Annotated in this window: 15 protein-coding genes; 10 read left to right on the plus strand and 5 right to left on the minus strand. The window is 74.1% G+C overall.

The genetic code is table 11. The features are described from left to right. Positions 1-63 precede the first annotated feature (63 nt). Positions 64-498, plus strand: a complete 435-nt coding sequence (locus tag ACZ45E_RS00880) for a Ser-Thr-rich GPI-anchored membrane family protein (RefSeq protein ID WP_468214876.1) — start codon at positions 64-66, stop codon at positions 496-498. 26 nt (positions 499-524) lie between these two features. Here the strand turns inward: ACZ45E_RS00880 and ACZ45E_RS00885 are convergent, their stop codons facing one another. Genes ACZ45E_RS00885 through ACZ45E_RS00895 form a run of 3 tightly spaced genes read right to left on the minus strand, consistent with a single transcriptional unit; the run spans position 525 to position 4,493 of the window. Next, positions 525-3,170, minus strand: a complete 2,646-nt coding sequence (locus ACZ45E_RS00885; RefSeq protein WP_468214879.1) for an FUSC family protein — start codon at positions 3,168-3,170, stop codon at positions 525-527. Beyond that, positions 3,167-3,637 (minus strand): MarR family winged helix-turn-helix transcriptional regulator, encoded by a 471-nt coding sequence (locus tag ACZ45E_RS00890; protein ID WP_468214881.1) that lies wholly within the window; start codon positions 3,635-3,637, stop codon positions 3,167-3,169. The genes ACZ45E_RS00885 and ACZ45E_RS00890 overlap by 4 nt, the downstream gene beginning before the upstream one ends. A 55-nt stretch (positions 3,638-3,692) precedes the next feature. Continuing rightward, positions 3,693-4,493: a helix-turn-helix transcriptional regulator gene (locus ACZ45E_RS00895; protein WP_468214883.1), complete on the minus strand. Its 801-nt coding sequence runs from the start codon at positions 4,491-4,493 to the stop codon at positions 3,693-3,695. Positions 4,494-4,620: 127 nt separating this feature from the next. Here ACZ45E_RS00895 and ACZ45E_RS00900 point away from each other — a divergent pair, with 127 nt between their 5' ends. The 5 genes from ACZ45E_RS00900 (at position 4,621) to ACZ45E_RS00920 (ending at position 11,353) form a co-directional block, all read left to right on the plus strand. Continuing rightward, positions 4,621-5,358 (plus strand): SDR family oxidoreductase, encoded by a 738-nt coding sequence (locus tag ACZ45E_RS00900; protein WP_468215964.1) that lies wholly within the window; start codon positions 4,621-4,623, stop codon positions 5,356-5,358. A gap of 89 nt (positions 5,359-5,447) precedes the next feature. Further along, entirely contained in the window at positions 5,448-8,048 is a 2,601-nt protein-coding gene (locus ACZ45E_RS00905; RefSeq protein WP_468214885.1) for an ATP-binding protein, read from the plus strand. 98 nt (positions 8,049-8,146) lie between these two features. Beyond that, entirely contained in the window at positions 8,147-9,562 is a 1,416-nt protein-coding gene (locus ACZ45E_RS00910; RefSeq protein WP_468214888.1) for an FAD-binding oxidoreductase, read from the plus strand. A gap of 58 nt (positions 9,563-9,620) precedes the next feature. Further along, on the plus strand, positions 9,621-10,253 hold the full coding sequence (locus tag ACZ45E_RS00915) for a DUF6629 family protein (protein WP_468214891.1): 633 nt from the start codon (positions 9,621-9,623) through the stop codon (positions 10,251-10,253). 140 nt (positions 10,254-10,393) lie between these two features. After that, positions 10,394-11,353, plus strand: coding sequence for an NAD-dependent epimerase/dehydratase family protein (locus ACZ45E_RS00920; RefSeq protein WP_468214894.1), 960 nt, complete (start codon positions 10,394-10,396; stop codon positions 11,351-11,353). Between the two features lie 304 nt (positions 11,354-11,657). Here ACZ45E_RS00920 and ACZ45E_RS00925 read toward each other — a convergent pair whose 3' ends face one another. Then, complete coding sequence (locus tag ACZ45E_RS00925) at positions 11,658-12,200, minus strand: helix-turn-helix domain-containing protein (protein ID WP_468215967.1); 543 nt, start codon at positions 12,198-12,200, stop codon at positions 11,658-11,660. A gap of 131 nt (positions 12,201-12,331) precedes the next feature. Here ACZ45E_RS00925 and ACZ45E_RS00930 point away from each other — a divergent pair, with 131 nt between their 5' ends. The 4 genes from ACZ45E_RS00930 (at position 12,332) to ACZ45E_RS00945 (ending at position 16,490) form a co-directional block, all read left to right on the plus strand. Continuing rightward, positions 12,332-13,663 carry a benzoate/H(+) symporter BenE family transporter gene (locus tag ACZ45E_RS00930; protein WP_468214896.1) on the plus strand — a complete coding sequence of 444 codons (1,332 nt, stop codon included), beginning with the start codon at positions 12,332-12,334 and terminating at the stop codon, positions 13,661-13,663. A gap of 365 nt (positions 13,664-14,028) precedes the next feature. After that, on the plus strand, positions 14,029-14,883 hold the full coding sequence (locus ACZ45E_RS00935) for a fructosamine kinase family protein (protein ID WP_468214898.1): 855 nt from the start codon (positions 14,029-14,031) through the stop codon (positions 14,881-14,883). 39 nt (positions 14,884-14,922) lie between these two features. Beyond that, positions 14,923-16,005, plus strand: coding sequence for an NAD(P)H-dependent amine dehydrogenase family protein (locus tag ACZ45E_RS00940; protein WP_468214900.1), 1,083 nt, complete (start codon positions 14,923-14,925; stop codon positions 16,003-16,005). A gap of 5 nt (positions 16,006-16,010) precedes the next feature. Beyond that, the gene (locus ACZ45E_RS00945; RefSeq protein ID WP_468215970.1) at positions 16,011-16,490 is read left to right on the plus strand and encodes a carboxymuconolactone decarboxylase family protein; all 480 of its coding nucleotides are present in this window, start codon (positions 16,011-16,013) and stop codon (positions 16,488-16,490) included. A gap of 40 nt (positions 16,491-16,530) precedes the next feature. Here the strand turns inward: ACZ45E_RS00945 and ACZ45E_RS00950 are convergent, their stop codons facing one another. Continuing rightward, on the minus strand, positions 16,531-18,165 hold the full coding sequence (locus ACZ45E_RS00950) for a GMC oxidoreductase (RefSeq protein ID WP_468214902.1): 1,635 nt from the start codon (positions 18,163-18,165) through the stop codon (positions 16,531-16,533). Between the last annotated feature and the right edge of the window lie 39 nt (positions 18,166-18,204).

The raw sequence follows: 18,204 nt of genomic DNA on the forward strand, positions 1-18,204 counted from the left end.
CGGGGTGGAAGGGCTGACCAGGTCGGCATTCTCACGCGTCCCCTATCGGAACGAGGTCGTCGCATGCGCCGTACCGGATTCCTGGCCCTGGCCGCCGCTCTCGCGCTCCCGCTGTTCGCCTTCGGTCCCGCGGCGGAGGCCGGCCCGGCCGTCACCGTGACCGCGCCGGCCGCGGGCTCCGTGTACCCGTCGGGCAGCAGCACCGTCGTGACCTGGCGCAACAGCACCGGCCGCGAGGTGGACATGTGGCTCGTGCACGACAGGACGACGCGCGTGGCCCAGCTCGCCGCGAAGGTCAGCGACGCCCCGTCGGGCGAGAAGGCGACGGTCCTGCCCGACGTGAAGCAGGGGGCGGGCTACGCCATCGAGGTCGTGGCCCGCGACGGCGGCGAGCACGGCTACAGCCCGTCCTTCACCGTGGGGCGGCCGCCCCAGGGCGCGCCGGCCCGGCGCGCCACCGGGTCCATGCTCCTGGGGCAGCTGATCGGCGCCCGCTAGACAGGGGCCCGCCCGCTGGACAGGACCTAGCCGCGCAGCTCGACGTCGTGCCGTACCGTCCCCGACCGGCCTTCCACCGTGACCAGTTCGGCTCGCGGCGCGTGCCGGGAGGCGGAGACGACCAGCGTGTGTGTCCCGGGCGGCAGCGCCTCCACGGAGTAACCGCCCGCGGTCACCGGTGACTTGGCGAGGCGCTTGCCGCGGGCGCTGATCACCGTCACCCACGCGGCACAGCCCTCGGGGTGCGCGGGGCAGTGCACGCGGCCCTCGACGCGGGCCGCTCCGGTGGGCGCGGGTGCGCGGTGGCGCGGTTCGCTCCAGGCCGCCACCACGGTGCGGGTGCGCCGCTGCATGGGCGAGGCGGGGGCCTGCGCGGTGCGGCCTTCCGCGGCGACCGGCAGACCGGCCTGCTCGGCGTAGGCGGCGAGGGTCTCGTCGACGGCGTCGAGTTCGCGCAGCGCGGTGGCCAGGCGCCGGGCGCGGGGTCCGGGCGGGGCCGGGGCCAGTTCCGCCTCCAGTTCGCGTACGAGCGGGCCGACCCGGCGCCAGGCACCGGCGTCGGCGCTCTCGGGGGCGCCGCTCGCGAAGAACCGGTCGAGTTCCTTGAGGGAGGCGGTGAGGGTCGTGGTGATCAGCCGGGCCCGTTCGGCCAGGCGCGGCGGCAGGTCCACGTCGATGTCGGCGGCCACGGCCAGCGCCCGGGCGTGCCCGGTCGCCGTGGCGAGGAGTGCGGCCCGGTGCTCGGCGGCGGGCCCGCGGACGCCGACCGGCATCCGTACCAGCGGGCGTACGACGCTCTGCACCTGGCTCAGCGCCGCGTCCACGGCGCGGGCGGCGCCGCGCAGCCGCACGGGTTCGTCCGGATGGGTCCAGCGCTGCTCGACCTGCATGACGACCTGGGCGAGCGCGTCGACGTAGCCGCGTTCGGCCTCCTTGACGACCGTGCGGCGCGACAGGGGGAAGATCAGGGCGGCGCAGGCGGTGGCGACGAGGACGCCGATGCCGTTGTCGAGGAGCCGCTCCCCCAGCAGATGGTTCATGCCGCTGTCGGGCGTGGTGAGGGCGTAGAGCTGGGTGAGGGCGACGACGAGGCCGACGACCCAGCAGGCGTAGGCGCGCTGCATGCCCCAGGCGCCGAAGGCGAGTCCGGCGACGATGACGGCGAGCGTCGCGTACACGTGGTCGCGGCCGATGAGGTGCAGGACGACGATGCCGAGCACGGCGCCGATCACCGTGCCGACCATGCGGTGGCCGAACTTGCGCAGGCGTTCGTGGGTGGTGTTGGTGCCGAACAGCGTGATCATGACGCCGACCAGGCCCCAGTAGAAGCGGTGCGGGTCGATGGCGTCGGCGATCGGGCAGACGATGGCGGCGGCCACGGCGGCGTGCGCGGGGACACGGACGAACGGGATGGCGCGGCGCCAGCCGGACTCCGACCCCGCGGCGAGGACGCGGCGGGTGGGGCCCGCCGAGCCGGGCAGCCGGTTGTTCTCCAGGGCGACGGTGGGCTGGAAGGGGACTTCCGCCGGGGTGGCCGAGGTGGTGTGGCCGAGGGCGAGCCAGCTGCGGAGGGACGCGGCGAGCGAGTCCAGGAGGTGGCCGATGCGGCGGGCGAGCACGGCGGCCTCGACGTCGTCGGCCGGTGCCGCGGCGTCGCGCAGGATCGTCTCGGCGCGCTCCTGTACGTGGGCGGCGACCGGGTGCAGCCCCTCCGCCTGGCCGAGCGGGGTGTCGCGGGCCAGCACGAGGCCGACGGCGAGGGCTTCGCGCAGCGGTGCGGGGACGGGCCGCCGGGCCAGTTCGGCGGTGGCCTGGCCGATGCCGCGCAGGGCGAGTTCGGCGTCGAAGAGGTGGCGGTGCAGCAGTTCGGCGGCGGCCGGGTCGGCGGCCACCTCGGGCTGGGCGAGGCGCCCGTCGATGGTGACGGTGGTGATGTTCAGCCGGCGCAGGGAGCGGTCCATGCGGCGCACCGCGCGCTCCGGGTCGGCGTCGGGGTCGAGGGCGTCGACGGCGGCGTCGGCCACCCGCCGGGCCTCGACGACGAAGGCCCGCTGGGTGCGCAGCAGGTCTTCGCGGGGCATGGGGTAGCAGAGCAGCAGCCGGGTAGCGAGGACGGCCGCGGCGGAGACCAGGGCGACGGCGAACGCCTTGCCGACGAGCGCGGCGGGGATGCCCGCGAGCATGCCGACCATCAGCCCGTTGAAGAGCATCATGCCGGTGATCAGGGCCATCGGCCCGAACCTGGCGAGGAAGAAGGTGAGGGCGAGCGCGCCGATCATCAGGATCATCTGCGGGACGCGCTGTCCGTTCAGGGTCGCGCAGAGCCAGAGCACGGCGGTGTACGGGAACGGCATCCACAGGATGGCGCGGGCGAGGCGGTCCCAGGTGTTCTCGGCGACCGCGAACGCGCTCATCAGGCCCATCATCCCGGCGACCATCATGCCGATCATGACCGGGATCTTCAGCGTCTCGGCCATCCCGTAGCCGACGGCGAGGGAGGTGACCATGGCGACCAACGACCGCCAGCCCGCCTGGAGTTGGCCGAGTCCCGGGTCGGCGGCGAGTACCCAGTCCCACCATCTGCGCGGTCCCGCGACCCGGTGGGGGGCGAGATCCGCGGCGGCGACCGCGGGCGGGGCGGCGGTGTCCGGCAGTGTGTCCGGGGTGGTCAACTGGTCTCCGATTCCATGGCGTCGACGAGTACGGCGATGGCATCCCGCGCGGATCCGACCGCGCGCTCCGAGTCGTCGATGCCGCCGTCGAGGGCGGCGAGCAGGGCGCCGGCCATGCGCTGACGGCCGCGTTCGAGCAGGTCGCGCCCGGCGGGCGTCAGCTCGGTGCGCACCGCGCGCCGGTCGTCCGGGCAGCGCTGCCGTTCGACGAGCCCGGCCTCCTGGAGCTTCTGCAGGATCACGGTGACGCGCGGCTGCGCCATCCCGGTGCGGGCGGCGAGCTCGGTCACCCGGCGCGGCCCCGGTTCGAGCGCGTCGAGCAGGGCGACCTGGCTGCGCGTGAGGCCGAATTCGCCGGCCTTGAAGAGTGCCTGGGTCAGTTGCCCGATCCCCCGCAGGAGGCCGCGAGCGGCGCCTTCGATGCGCTGGGCCTCGGCGGGTTCGACGGACCCCGAGGATAGATGCATATGGAAATTATATACATGTCACATACAAACACCTAACCGCGCCGGTCGCGCGGCCCTACTCCCCGGCCCCGGCCGCCTCCGCGTAGATCACGAGCGTGTGCTCCGGCCGGCCGGCCACATGGAACGCGGTGTAGTCGTACGCGACCACGCCCCGCTCCGGGGTCCGCAGCCGCTTGCGCCCGCCCGATCGCGCCTCCACCTCGAATCGGGGCCACCAGTCCCGCACCTCCGCGCAGCCCTCGTGCAGCTCCTCGACGAGGCGCGCGTGGCGGGCGTCGCCCGGGTGCGCTCCGGCCAGGGTGCGCACCCGGGCGAGCAGGCCCCGCGCCTCGGCCTCCCAGTCGACGACGACGTCCCGCGCCAACGGCTCCAGGAAGGTCCAGCGCGCGAGGTTGGGGCGGCGGCCCCCGCCGGTGACCAGACCCGGGAACACCTCCTCGGTGGCCGGGTTGTGACTGAGCACGTCGTACGTGCCGTCGATGACGTACGCGGGGTGCGGCTGGAGCAGCAGCGGGACCGCCGCCACCTCGGGGGCGAGCGGCTCGGCGTCGGCGAGTCCGGCGGCCGGGGCCCGTCCGGCGAGCCGGAACAGGTGGCCGCGCTCGTCCGGCGCGAGCCGCAGCGCGTTCGCGAGGGCGTCGAGGACCTGGTCGGAGGCGCGGATGTCCCGGCCCTGCTCCAGATACGTGTACCAAGTGGCGCTCATCCCGGCGAGCAGCGCCAGCTCCTCCCGGCGCAGCCCCGGCGTCCGGCGCCGGCCGGTCATCGGCAGCCCCGCCTCGACGGGCGTGACGCGGGCCCGGCGGCTGCGCAGGAACGCGCCGAGTTCCCGCCGGCGCTCAAGCGTCCGGGACATGGTCCTACCACCTTTGGTTCCAGAATAAAGCGGCTCTGGATACCAGGCTAAAGCCTGCTCAGACTGGCACCGCGGCATCGGCAGAACCATGAGGAGCAAGGAGAGACGCATGCCAGAGATCACGGGCATCACGGGCATCACGGGCAAGGTCGTGGCCGTCACCGGGGCGAGCAGCGGGATCGGCGCGGCCACCGCGCTGTTGCTCGCCGAGCGCGGAGCACGCCTGGTCCTGGGCGCGCGGCGTGCGGAGCTGCTGGCGGAGCTGGTCGCCCGCATCGAGAAGGCGGGCGGCGAGGCGGTCGCCCTCCGCACGGACGTGACCCGCCTGGACGACGTCCGCGCGCTGGTCGGGCTCGCCGGCGAGCGGTTCGGCCGGCTCGACGTCCTGGTCGGCAACGCCGGGGTGGGCACCATCTCGCCCCTGGACGATCTGCGCGCCGAGGAGTGGGACCACATGGTCGACGTCAACATCAAGGGCGTCCTGCACGGCATCGCCGCGGCCCTGCCGGTCTTCCGGGCCCAGGGCGGCGGCCACTTCGTGACGACCGCGTCGACCGCCGCGTTCCGCGTCGTACCGGCGATGGCCGTCTACGCCGGGACGAAGGTCGCCGTACGGGCCATCTGCGAGGGGCTGCGCCAGGAGGCGGGGCCGACGGTACGGGTGACCACCGTCTCGCCCGGGGTGATCGACACGGACTTCGCCGGAGCGTCGTCGAACGAGCGGGTCCGCGCCGACGTGGCCCGGATGCGGGACCAGGTCGCGATCGCGCCCGGGGCCGTCGCCCGCGCCATCGCGTTCGCGGTCGAGCAGCCCGCCGACGTGGACGTCAACGAGATCGTCGTCCGGCCGACGGCGCAGGCCTGAGACAGGCTCTGAGCGGCGCGCCTCGGTCGAACGGCGTATCCGGGCCGCCAACGCGCCCGCGGACGCCGCCGCGGTGGGAGGATCCGGACGTGGACGGGGGGATCCTCGAGCGGGATCTCGAACTGGAGCGGCTGGCCGCCGCCGTGCGGGACGCCACGGCGGGCGCCGGCTCCGTCGTGCTCGTTCTGGGCGAGGCCGGGATCGGCAAGTCCTCCCTCGTACGGGCCCTGCCGGGCGTCCTGCCCCCCGGCGCCCGCCTCCTCGTCGGGCAGTGCGACGACCTGGTCACCGGTCGCCCCCTCGGGCCCCTGCGGGACCTCGTCGGCAGCGTCGGCGCCGAGCTGGCGCGGGCGCTGCGCGACGCGGGCGACCGGCACCGGGTCCACGAGGCGCTCCACGCCGAGCTGGCCGGCGCTCCGCACCCCGCCGTGCTGGTCGTGGAGGACGTGCACTGGGCGGACGAGGCGTCCCTGGACGCGCTGTGCTACCTGGTGCGCCGGGTCGAGGCGCTGCCCGTCGTGCTCGTCCTCACCTACCGGGACGACCAGCTGGGCCGCGGGCACCCGTTGCGCCAGCTGCTCGGACTGGTGTCGGGAGCCGCCCGGGTGCACCGGCTGCCGCTGGCCCCGCTCTCCCCCGAGGCGGTGCGAGCCCTGAGCGCGGCGGCGGACCTCGATCCGGCGCAGGTGTACGCCGTGACGTCGGGCAACCCGTTCTTCGTCGCCGAGGTGATCGCGGCGGGCGGCACCGGGGTGGTGCCGCCGACCGTGGTCGACGCCGTCCTGGCCCGGCTGCGCGGGCTCACCGACGTGACCCGGGACGCGCTCGAACAGCTGGCCGTGGTCCCTTCGGCGGTGGAGCGCCCCCTCGTCGACGCCCTGCTGCCGGACGGTGACGACGCGCTCGCGGCGGCCGAACAGGGCGGGCTGCTGGTGGTGGCGGTGGACCGGGTGGCGTTCCGGCACGAGATCATCCGCCGTGCGGTGGTCGACTCGCTGCCCGCGGCGCGGCGGATCGCGCTCGACCGGGCCGTGCTCGCCGCGCTGGTGGCCACCCCCGGCGCCGACCGGTCGCGGATCGTGCACCACGCGGCCGCCGCCGGGGAGACCGGCGCCCTGACGCGGTTCGGCCCGGGGGCCGCCCGGGACGCCGCGCGGGCGGGTGCGCACCGGGAGGCCGCCGCGCAGCTGCGGCTCGTACTGCGGCACCGGCACCGGTTCGGCCCCGCCGAACGGGCCGATCTGCTGGAGCAGTTCGCGGTCGAGAGCTACACCATCGGGGACTCGGTGGCCGCTGTCGCCGCCCAGGGCGACGCCGTACGACTGCGCCGGGAGCTGGGTGATCTGCGGGCGCTGGGGGCGGATCTGCGCTGGCTGTCGCGCATCCACTGGTGGGCCGGGGACGCGGACGCGGCGCAGGAGGCCGCCCGCGAGGCGCTCAGCGTCCTCGAACAGGCCGGCGACGACCGCCTGCTGGCCCTCGCCCTGAGCAACACGGCCCAACTGCGCATGCTCTCCGACGAGTACGCGCAGGCCGTCGAGTACGGCGAGCGGGCCATGGCGCTGGCCCGCGCGGTGGGCGACACGGCGATCCTCGCGCACGCGCTCAACAACGTCGGCAGCGCCCGCTGGCGCTCCGGGGACCCGTCGGGGCAGCGGCAGTTGGAGGAGAGTCTGCGGGTGGCGCTGGCCGCGGGCGAGGTGGAGCACGCCTGCCGCGCGAACGCCAACATCGTCTGGTTCCTCCTCGACGACCTGCGCCTCGCCGAGGCGGACCGCTTCCTCACGCCCGCCATCGAGCTCGCCGACCGCGCCGAGCACCTCGGCTTCCTCACCTACCTCCAGGTCGAGCGGGCGCTGCACCGGTTCGCCGAGGGCGACTGGGCGGCCGCCGAGCGGTTCGCGCTGCTCGGCACCGACGTGTTTCCGCCCGCCCGCTGCCCCGCCCTCACCGTCCTCGCGCGGGTACGGATCCGGCGCGGCGCCCCGGGCGGCGGCGAGCTCCTCGACCGGGCGTGGGGGATCGCCCTCGACACCCGCGAGCTGCAGCGCACCGGGCCCGTGGCGGCGGCGCGGGCGGAGGCCGCCTGGCTCCGCGGTGATCCGGCCGGCGTCGTCGCGGCGGTCGAGCCGGTGTACGCGCGGGCCAAAGAGCTGGCCGCTTCGCCGTACGCGGCCGAGCTCGGCTACTGGCTGGCCAAGGCGGGCCGGTCCGTGCCGCCGGACCGCTCGGGTCATCCCTACGCGTTGCAGGCGGCGGGCCGGTGGGACAAGGCGGCCCGGCTCTGGCAGGAGGCGGGCTGCCCGTACGAGCACGCGGCGGCCCTCGCGGAGAGCCCGGATCCGGCGGACAAGCTGAGCGCGCTGGGGGCCCTGGACGGCCTGGGCGCGGTGCCGCTGGCCCGGCTGGTCCGGGCCGAGCTGCGCGCGCTGGGGGTGCGGCGCGTACCGCGCGGCCCGCACGCGACGACCCGGCGCAACCCGGCGGGGCTGACGGCCCGTCAACTCCAGGTGGTGCGACTGCTGGTGGCGGGGCTGACCAACCCGGAGATCGCGGACCGGCTCGTCGTCTCCGTCCGCACGGTCGACAACCACGTCCGGGCGGTCCTGGAGAAGCTCGACGCGCCCACCCGGCGGCTGGCCGCCGCGCGGGCCAGGGAGCTCGGGCTGCTGGGTGACGACGAAACGTAGGTAGGCCGCCGGCCAGAGGTAGGTGTCCGGCACGCATGCCGGGAGCGCCCGGCGGCCGTAGAACGGTCGGACCACATCCATCGCTCTCGGGGGACCGCATGACCATCACGCCCGCACAGGCAGCGCGCCGTGAACTCGCCGATTTCCACGGCGAGTTGACCGGACCGCAGGATCCGGGGTACGACGCGGCACGCGCCGTCTACAACGCAATGATCGACCGGCGCCCCGCGCTCGTGGCGCGCTGCGCCGACGCCGATGACGTCGCGCGCGTCATCGCCTTCGCGCGGCGCCACGAGCTGCCGCTCGCCGTACGGGGTGGCGGCCACCACGGGGCGGGCCTCGGCACCTGCGACGGCGGCGTCGTCGCGGACCTGGCGCCGATGGACTCCGTCGAGGTGGACGCCGCGGCCCGCACCGTGCGCGTCGGCGGGGGCGCCACCTGGGGGCAGGTCGACGCGGCCACGAACGAGCACGGGCTCGCCACCCCCAGCGGCATCATCTCCACGACCGGGGTCGGCGGCCTCGCGCTCGGCGGTGGGCTCGGCCACCTCACCCGGCGGTGCGGCCTGACGGTCGACAACATCCTGGCCGCGGAGGTCGTCCTCGCCGACGGCACCCGTGTGCGCGCGGACGCCGACGAGAACACGGACCTGTACTGGGCGCTGCGGGGCGGCGGCGGCAACTTCGGCGTCGTCACCGAGTTCACGTTCCGGCTGCACGAGGTGGGCACGGTCGTGGCGGGCCCCACGTTCTGGGCCGCCGAACAGAGCGCCGAGGTCCTCGCCGCCTACCGGGAGTTCCTCCCCTCCGCTCCGCGTGACGTCAACGGCTTCTTCATGTTCGCGACCGTGCCGCCGGCGCCGCCCTTCCCCGAGGAGCTGCACCTGCGCAAGGTGTGCGCCGTCGTGTGGTGCCACACGACCGACGACCCCGAGGCGGCCGGCCGGGCGATGGCCCCGCTCCTCGACCGGCTCCCGGCGCCTCTCCTGCACGCGGTCGCGCCGATGCCGCACCCGGTTCTCCAGTCCATGTTCGACGGCCTCTACCCGCCGGGCGACCAGTGGTACTGGCGGGCCGACTTCGTGCGGGACATCCCCGACGAGGCCGTGGCGCTGCACGCCAAGTTCGGGCCGCAGGCGCCCAGCATGCAGTCCACGATGCACCTCTATCCGATCGACGGCGCCGCGCACGACCGCGGCGCGAGCGACACCGCGTTCCATTACCGGGACTCGCGGTGGGCGAGCGTCTACGCGGGCGTCGACCCCGACCCGGCCAACGCCGAGCTCGTCAAACGCTGGACGGTCGACTACTTCGAGGCCCTGCATCCGTTCTCGGCGGGCGGCGCCTACGTCAACATGATGATGGACGAGGGGCAGGAGCGCGTACGGGCGAGCTACCGCGGCAACTACCCGCGGCTCGCCCGCGTCAAGGCGGCCCTGGACCCGGAGAACGTCTTCCGCCACAACCAGAACATCGAGCCGGACCCGGGCGCCCGCTACGAGGCCCGGCCCTGACCGCTCGTGGTCCGCTGTCGACGCGCCGCATGAGCTGGGGGAACGTAGCGTTGCCCGCATGTGCTGGAGCGCGACGGCCGATCTCGTGGCGGGCAGCGCGGTCGCCGCGGTGGGGGTCGCCTGTGTGGTGCGGGCGGCCCGTACCCGGCCCCGCGCGCTGCCGCTCGCGGCGCTTCCGCTGCTCCTCGGCGCCCACCAGATCATCGAGGCGGTGATCTGGAACGACGGCGGTGGGCGCGGGCCCGCCGTCGTCGTCTGGGCGGTGATCGCACTGCCGCTGCTGCCGCTCTGGGTCCCGGCGGGCGTGCTGTGCGCGGCGCCGCCCCGGGCCCGCCGCCGTCTGGCGGTGCCCCTCGCGTGCGGCGTGGTGACCTCCGCCGCTCTCGCGTACGTACTGGCCACGAAGAACGTCACGGCCACGATCCGGGGCCACACCATGGCCTACGAGATCGGACTGCCGCACGGCGGGTGGCTGGTCGCCGGCTATCTGGCGGCGACGATCGGCGCCCTGCTGCTCTCCGGCGACGCGGGGCTGCTCCTGCTCGGCGTGCTGGTCGCGGTCGCCGCCGCCGTCTGTACGGCGCTGTGGCGGTGGGAGTTCCTCTCGACCTGGTGCGCCTGCGCCGCCGTCTGCTCGCTGGTGCTGTACGCCTGGTCGGGCCGACGCGCGCCCGTCCCCCGCGACGCATGAGACCTCCGCGCCTCACCTCCTGACGTACGAGACCTCCCCCCACCCCTTCTTGCGATAGCCATACGCAAGCGTTAGAGTCTCTAACAGACGCGATGAGCAGTAACGCCAATGCCGCCGAGCGGCTCTCGAAGGGACCCCTCATGACCAGCACCCAGCCCCCGCACGCCGTCCTCGGCTCCGGCCCCGCCGGGACCGCCCTCGCCGAGGAGCTTGTGCGCCGCGGCCATCCCGTACGTCTGGTCGACCGCAAGGGCGAAGGAGCCGCCCTCCCCGGGATCGAGCGACTCGCCGCCGATGTGGGTACCGCGCAGGGCGCGCGCGCCGCCGTCGCAGGCGCCGCCGTCGTGTACCACTGCGTCAACGTCGCCTACCACCTCCAGGTCGCGGTGATGCCGGGCATCCAGGAGGCGGTGCTGGCCGCGGTGGAGGAGAGCGGGGCGCGTCTCGTCGTGCTCGACACGCTGTACCCGTACGGGGAGACCGGCGGGGCGGTGATGACGGAGGACTCTCCCTGGCACGCCACGTCGCAGAAGGGACGGATGCGGGCCGACCTCGACGAGAAGTATCTGGCGGCACACCGTGCGGGGCGCGCCCGCGTGGTACTCGCCCGGTCCGCCGACTTCTTCGGGCCGGGTGTCCTGAACTCGACGCTGGGAGGCGCCGTCTTCCCGGCCGCGCTGACCGGCGGCGAAGTACCGGCCTTCGGTGACATCGACCAGCCGCACAGCTACACCTATATAGGGGACGTCGCGGCCGGGCTCGCCACGCTCGGCGAGCGCCCCGACGGTGACGGCCGTGTCTGGCACCTGGCGACCGCCGCGGCCCTGACCACCCGCGACGTCCTCGCGATGGTGGAGGCCCGCACAGGGCGGCCGATGCGGCTGACGCCCGTGCCCGAGCCGCGGCCGTTCGGCCCGTTCGACGAGGAGTTCATGGCCGCGTACGCCGAGATGTTCTACCAGCACACCGAGGCACAGATCATGGCGTCGGCCGCCTTCGAACGGCACTTCGGCGTCCGCCCCACGCCACTGGCCGATGCGCTGGACGCCACAGTGGCGTGGTACGACGCCTGGCTCGCCGCGCGGCCCGCCGGTCGGTGACGGTCACGCGCGGCAGGCCGACGCTCTCCGCGCTCGACGTGCCGGCATCGTCGGGATCAGGCCGGACTCGGGCATCCGTACGTGCGCGAGGGCACCTCGGAGTTACCGCCGCCTGAACCGGCGGGCCGGGCGTGCTCTCCGCCGAACGTACGCCGGTACGCCTACGGGTTGAGAGTTGTCCGGCGACCGGCTCGGCTGGAAGCAGGCCGTCACCAAGCCGCTGCGGCTGAATCTGGGGTTCACCGTGACCGTCGACGGCGACACCCTCGCGGGGAGGGCGGCAGCGGGGCCCCGGACCGCGTTCCTAGGCGCCGCTCCTCGGATACCGCACGAAGAGGATTCCGTGGACCTCGCCGTGCGGCGCGGCGTAGTGGTGCGGGGCGTCGGCGTGCCAGTGGGCGTGGCCGCCGGGGCCGACGGTCTGCGGTGCGCCGGGCAGGCCGACGACCGCGGTGCCGGAGAGCACCATGAGGCTCTCCGTGGTGTGCGGGACATGCGCGGCCGACTCCTGGGTGGCGCCGTCGGCGATGGTGACGCGGAAGACGTCCGTGGCGGCGGCGTCGTCCTCGTACCGCTCCAGGAGTACCGCGGTGACGGCGCTGCCGGAGACCCCGCCCGCGCCGTCACGCACACCGGCCGGCGGATCGTCCAGTACCGCGCTCAGCGGGCTGCCGAGCGCGGTGGTCAGCGCGTACAGGGTCTCCAACGTCGGGTTGCGCCGCCCGACCTCCAGCTCGGAGAGGGTGGCTTTGCCGACGCCCGAGCGGCGGGCGAGTTCCGACAGGGACAGGCCGCGTTCCCGGCGCAGCCCTCTGAGTCTGCGCCCCACCTCGTCGTTGAGGCCCATCGCCGCCGCTCCTGTCTCCCGCCCGGCACTTTGTTGACGGTTCACCGTCCGCCTCCTTAGTGTTCCATATACAGAACGTTCCGTTTATGGAACACCTCGCTCCATGCCGCGCCCCCGGAAGTGATGCCCGCATGTCCCTCCTCGCCCGCATACGCGCCCTCGCCCCGCCCTCCGCCGTGGCGGCGGGGCTCATCGCCGTCACCGTCGGCGTGACGAGCTCGGCCGCCCTGGTCTTCACCGCCGCCCGGGCCGCGGGCGCGGACGCGCGGGAGATCTCGTCGTGGATGCTCGCCCTGGGCATCGGGCTCGCCGTGACGTCCGCGGGGCTCTCGTTGCGGTTCCGGGCGCCGGTGGTCACCGCCTGGTCCACGCCCGGGGCGGCGCTGCTGGCCACGGGGCTCAGCGGGGTCTCGATGGGCAAGGCCGTCGGGGCGTTCGTCCTCAGCGCCGTACTGATCCTGCTGAGCGGGGTCACCGGCTGGTTCGCCCGCGTCATGGACCGCGTCCCGGTACCGCTGGCAGCGGCGCTCCTCGCCGGGGTCCTGCTCCAGTTCGGCACGGGGCTGTTCGCCGAGATGGACGGCAGTTTCGGCGTCGCCTTCCCGATGTTCGTGCTCTATCTGCTGGGGCGCAGGTTCCTTCCGCGGTACGCGGTCCTGCTCGCCCTGGGCGGTGGGATCGTCGCCTCCGCCCTGACCGGTGGCTGGCACCTGGAGAAGGTCCGGCTCTCCCTGGCTCAACCGGTGTTCACGGCGCCGGAGTTCGACTGGAAGGTGCTCGTCAGCGTCGGCGTGCCGCTCTTCGTGGTCACCATGGCCTCGCAGAACCTGCCGGGCGTCGCCGTGCTGCGCGGCTCCGGGTACCAGGTGCCCGTCTCGCCGCTGCTGACCTGGACCGGCGCGGTGCAGGCGGTACTCGCCCCGTTCGGCTCTTTCGGCATCAACCTGGCCGCGATCACCGCCGCGATCTGCACCGGCGAGGAGGCCCACCCGGACCGCGAGCGGCGCTTCCTCGCCGCTGTGTGGGCGGGCGTCTTCTATCTGTGCGTGGGGCTGCTCGGTGCCACCGTCGCCTCGCTGCTGGTCGCGATGCCGCACGCGCTGGTGCTGGCCGTCGCAGGCGTCGGGCTGCTCGCCACGATCGAGGCGTCGCTGGCCTCGGCCCTGAGCGATCCGGCCTCCCGGGAGGCGGCGGCCGTCACGTTCCTCGCGACCGCGTCCGGCATGACGCTGCTCGGCATCGGCTCCGCGTTCTGGGGGCTGCTGGCGGGAGTGCTCACGAGCGTCATCGCCGCACTCGGCCGCCGCAGGCGAAAGACCCCGGCGGTCCCCGACCCCGGCGCGCCGGCGTCCGACGGACCCCCGGCCGACATCTCCCGGGGGCCCCAGGCGCCGCTGCGGAAAAACCCGGCGAACACGAGCACCAACGGCGCCTCGACGACCACCGCCGACGCGAGCCACTGAACCCGGGGCCGATCGGCCCAGCCGTGCGCGCCGGCACCCGCCCCGAGCCCGATCGGCTCAGCCCACGCGCACCGACCCCCAACCCGAGCCCGACCGACCCACCCCGCCCACGCGCACCGGCACCCGCCCCAGGTCCAGCCGACCCACCCCGCCCGCACCGACACCCAACCTGAGCCCGACGGACCCGGCCGTGCGCGCCAGCATCCGCCCCGGACCCGGCCAGCCCAGCCCAGCCCGCCCGCACCGATACCCGCCCTGCCCGGGCACGCCGCCGCCACGTCCACGCCGGGGCCCGGGCGCCCAGCCCGCCGGGGCAACGGCAACGGCACCGGCGTGGCCCGGACCGCGGTCGTACGCTGAGGCACATGTCCCATCCCGCTGCCGCCGCCGCACACCACACCGGACGCCGGGCCGTCGAGGAGCGCCGCCTCTCCGCCGAGCTGACGGAGGTCTTCCTCGACGACGGGCGGGTGGTCATGGCCAAGCACGCCGACCGGCCCGGTGCGGTGCGGGCGGAGGCGGCGGGCCTGCGGTGGCTGGCGGCCTCGGGCACCGTCGCCGTCCCCGAGGTGTACGGGCACGACGAGGAGTGGCTGGTGACCGACCGCGTGGCCGGTGGGAGCGCGACCGTGCGGGGCGCGAGGCGGTTCGGCGCGGACCTGGCACGGCTGCACGCCGCGGGCGCCTCCGCCTTCGGCGCGGCCCCGCCCGGCGGCCCGACGGACGCGTTCATCGGTCTCGCCCCGATGCGCAACGTCCCCGGCCAGGACTGGCCGCGGTGGTACGCCGAGCACCGCGTGCTCCCGTATGTCCGGCTCGCGGTGGACGCGGGCACTCTGCGCGCCGCCGAGGCCGCGACCGTCGAGGAGGTCCTCGATCTGCTGCCGGGGCTCGCGGGCCCCGCGGAGCCGCCCGCCCGGCTCCACGGCGACCTGTGGAACGGCAACGTGCTGTGGGGCCCGGACGGCGGCGCGTGGCTGATCGACCCGGCCGCGCACGGCGGCCACCGCGAGAGCGACCTGGCGATGCTGCACCTGTTCGACGCCCCGCATCTCGACCGGATCCTCGACGGCTACCAGGAGACGGCGCCCCTCGCGTCCGGCTGGCAGGACCGCGTCCCGCTGCATCAGCTGTTCCCGCTGCTGGTGCACACGGTCCTCTTCGGCCGGGGCTACGCCGAGCAGGCCCTGACCGCGGCCCGCGACCAACTGGCCCGGTAAGTCTATGAACTGACGGCACGTCAGGTTACTCTCCGGCGCATGACTTCCACGGTGGTCTGGGGCACAGGGAACGTGGGCCGCGCGGCGATCCGGGCCGTCGACGCCCACCCCGGGCTCGAACTCTGCGGCGTGCTCGTGCACGACCCCGCCAAGGACGGCCGCGACGCGGGCGACCTGGCCGGGCTCGACCACGCCCTCGGTGTCACCGCGACGACCGATGTCGACGCGGTGCTCGCGGCCCGGCCCGGCGCCCTCTTCTACGCCGCCTCCGGTGAACTGCGCCCCGACGAGGCCCTCGCCGACATCTGCCGCGCCCTGCGCGCCGGCGCCGTCGTCGTCAGCCCGGCCCTGTACCCGCTCTACGATCCGCGCAGCGCGCCCCCGGACTTCACCGATCCGGTGCGCGCGGCGATCGACGCGGGCGGCGGCTCGCTGTTCGTGTCCGGCGTCGACCCCGGCTGGGCCAACGACGTCCTGCCCCTCCTCGTCAGCGGCCTCGGCACCCGCGTCGACGTCCTGCGCTGCCAGGAGATCTTCGACTACTCGACGTACGACCAGGAGGACTCGGTCCGCCATCTCGTCGGCATGGGGCACCCCATGGAGTACGAGCCGCTGATGCTCGCCGAGTCCGTCCCCACGATGGTGTGGGGCGGGCAGCTGCGGCTGATGGCAAGGGCGCTCGGCGTCGAACTCGACGAGATCCGCGAGTCGTTGGAGCGCCGCCCCCTGGAGAGCGCGGTGACGACGGCGGCCATGGGCGACTTCGCGGCGGGCACCCAGGGCGCCGTCCGCTTCGAGGTGCGCGGCATCGTCGACGGCGAGGCCCGCATCGTCGTCGAGCACGTGACGCGGATCCATCCGTCGTGCGCGCCCGACTGGCCGGTGCCGCCCGGCGGCGGGGCCGGCGCGCACCGCGTGATCGTGGAGGGCCGGCCGCGCATCGAGGTCACCGTCCAGGCCACCGACGAGGGCGGCAACCACGCGGCGGGCGGCAACGCGACCGCGGTCGGCCGGCTCGTCGGCGCGATCGACTGGCTGCTGGCCGCGCCGCCCGGACTGTACGACGCGCTCGACGTGCCCGTGCTCCCCGCCGCCGGCCGACTCGGAAGGAAGCAGCCATGACAGTCATGCGGATCGACGTACCCGACGGCGAGGAGCCGATCCCCTACGTGTGGGGCGAGATGGTGCCCGGCATCGGACCGGTGGCGGCCCAGTTCTCCATGGCGGTGTACGACCGTTCGTCCTTGGGGCTACGGGAGTTCGAGGCGGCACGGCTGCGTGTCGCGCAGATCAACGGCTGTCTGTTCTGCCTGGACTGGCGTACCGAGCGGGACGGCGAGAAGGTCGAGGAGTCGTTCGCCGACGCGGTGGCCGACTGGCGTGCCACCGCCGCGTTCGACGAGCGGACCCGGCTGGCGGCCGAGTACGCGGAGCGTTACACCGTCGACCACCACGGGCTCGACGACGCGTTCTGGGAGCGGATGACCGCCCACTACAGTCAGGCCGAGATCGTGGAGCTCAGCATGGCCATCGGCTCGTGGCTGGCCTTCGGCCGGCTCAACCACGTGCTCGGGCTCGACACGGTGTGCGCCCTGCCCGGGCCGTGAACCGCCCGGCGGCGGCCGCGACCCGGGCAGGGCCCGGCCGTCACAGGTCGGTGGCGACGATACGGTCGATGTTGCGCTCGGCGAGCGCTGTGATCGTCACGAACGGGTTGACGCTGGTGTTGCCCGGGATCAGCGAGCCGTCGATGACGTAGAGGCCGGAATAGCCGTGCAGGCGCCCGTAGTTGTCGGTCGCCCTGCCCAGCACGGCGCCGCCCAGCGGGTGGTAGGTGAGGTGGTCGCCCCAGATCTTGTACGTGCCGAACAGGTCGGTGCGGTAGATCGTGCCCTCCTTCGAGTTGATCTTGTCGAAGATGGTCTTGGCCGCGTTGATCCCCGGCTGCTTCCACGCGGTCTGCCAGTCGAGGTCGACCCCGCCCGACGCCGGGTTGTACGTGAACTGCGCGCGGTTCGGGTTCTTCGTGATGGACAGGTAGAACGACGCGAACGTCTCGATGCCGGTCGGCAGCGGCGCCACCTCGGCGAACGCGCCGCCCGCGGCCCAGTTGTCGATGCCGCCGGTGGGGATCGCCGACTGGAGCGCACCGGTCGGGTCCCACAGATGGTTGGCACGTCCGCACATGACGTTGCCGTTGTCGCCCCAGCCCTTGCCGATCTCACCGTTGAGCGCGGGCAGCGCGCCGGTCGCCTTGAGCTTGGTGAGGAGCTTGCTCGTGCCGACGCTCCCCGCGGCGAAGAACACGCGCTCCGCGGTGACCTCCTTGGTGGCAGTGGTGGCGCCCGTGGTGTCGAGCTGGTCGATCCGCACGGTGTAGCCGCCGCCGGGGGCCGGGCTCACCGACGTCACTTTGTGCAGCGGTGAGATGGTGACCCGGCCGGTGGCCCTGGCCCGCGGGAGGTAGGTCTTCTGCAACGACTTCTTGCCGTGGTTGTTGCCGTACAGGATCTCGCCGGCCAGCGCGGACCTGGGGGCCGTGCCCGCCTGCTCCTGCTTCATGTACTCCCAGTCGTAGACGTCCGGGACGAAGACGAAGGGGAAGCCCGAGCGCTGGGCTTGCTTGCGGCCGACGCGCGCGTACTGGTAACACTCCGCGCTCTCGAACCAGTTCGGGTCGATGGTGGCGACCCCCAGGCCGGCGTTGGCCCGCGGGTAGTACGTGCCGTACATCTCGTTCGCGTCGACGGAGGGCAGGATGGCGGCGAAGTTCTCCCGCTTCGGCGTGACGGCCATGCCACCGTTGACGAGTGAGCCGCCGCCGACGCCCCGGCCCTGGTAGACGGTGATGCCGGCGAAGTCCTCGGCGTCGAGGATGCCCGTGTAGCGCGGGATGTCCTTGTCGATCGGGAACCCCAGGAAGTTGCTCAGGGGTTGCTTCGTGCGCGTTCTGAGCCAGAAGGATCTGTTGTCGGGGCTGGTGGTGTTGGCGAAGATCTTGCCGTCCGCCCCCGGGGTGTCCCAGGCCATGCCCATCTCCACCATCTGCACGTCCACACCGGCCTCCGCGAGCCGGAGCGCGGCGACAGAGCCGCCGTATCCGGTGCCGATGACCAGGGCCGGGATGCGTGCGCCGTCGGCGACGGCCGAGGTGGCGCCGCGCTCCGCGGCGACGGCGTGCCCGGACAGGGCCACGGCCCCGAGAAGAGAACCTGTTCCTGCGAGGAAGCCACGACGGGAGACACCGTTGCGGGCCACTTCAGGGCGGGTCGAGTCGGTCATTCTGTGTTCCTCACTCTCGACGGAATAGGAACGAGTTCT

It is taken from the genome of Streptomyces sp. NPDC030991, assembly GCF_055571235.1.

What these genes read in the sequence shown, in the direction of transcription:
- ACZ45E_RS00880 (WP_468214876.1), top strand. Translation starts at nt 64, where the DNA reads ATGCGCCGTACCGGATTCCTGGCCCTGGCCGCCGCTCTCGCGCTCCCG.
- ACZ45E_RS00890 (WP_468214881.1), bottom strand. Translation starts at nt 3,637, where the DNA reads ATGCATCTATCCTCGGGGTCCGTCGAACCCGCCGAGGCCCAGCGCATC.
- ACZ45E_RS00895 (WP_468214883.1), bottom strand. Translation starts at nt 4,493, where the DNA reads ATGTCCCGGACGCTTGAGCGCCGGCGGGAACTCGGCGCGTTCCTGCGC.
- ACZ45E_RS00910 (WP_468214888.1), top strand. Translation starts at nt 8,147, where the DNA reads ATGACCATCACGCCCGCACAGGCAGCGCGCCGTGAACTCGCCGATTTC.
- ACZ45E_RS00915 (WP_468214891.1), top strand. Translation starts at nt 9,621, where the DNA reads ATGTGCTGGAGCGCGACGGCCGATCTCGTGGCGGGCAGCGCGGTCGCC.
- ACZ45E_RS00920 (WP_468214894.1), top strand. Translation starts at nt 10,394, where the DNA reads ATGACCAGCACCCAGCCCCCGCACGCCGTCCTCGGCTCCGGCCCCGCC.
- ACZ45E_RS00925 (WP_468215967.1), bottom strand. Translation starts at nt 12,200, where the DNA reads ATGGGCCTCAACGACGAGGTGGGGCGCAGACTCAGAGGGCTGCGCCGG.
- ACZ45E_RS00930 (WP_468214896.1), top strand. Translation starts at nt 12,332, where the DNA reads ATGTCCCTCCTCGCCCGCATACGCGCCCTCGCCCCGCCCTCCGCCGTG.
- ACZ45E_RS00935 (WP_468214898.1), top strand. Translation starts at nt 14,029, where the DNA reads ATGTCCCATCCCGCTGCCGCCGCCGCACACCACACCGGACGCCGGGCC.
- ACZ45E_RS00940 (WP_468214900.1), top strand. Translation starts at nt 14,923, where the DNA reads ATGACTTCCACGGTGGTCTGGGGCACAGGGAACGTGGGCCGCGCGGCG.
- ACZ45E_RS00945 (WP_468215970.1), top strand. Translation starts at nt 16,011, where the DNA reads ATGCGGATCGACGTACCCGACGGCGAGGAGCCGATCCCCTACGTGTGG.
- ACZ45E_RS00950 (WP_468214902.1), bottom strand. Translation starts at nt 18,165, where the DNA reads ATGACCGACTCGACCCGCCCTGAAGTGGCCCGCAACGGTGTCTCCCGT.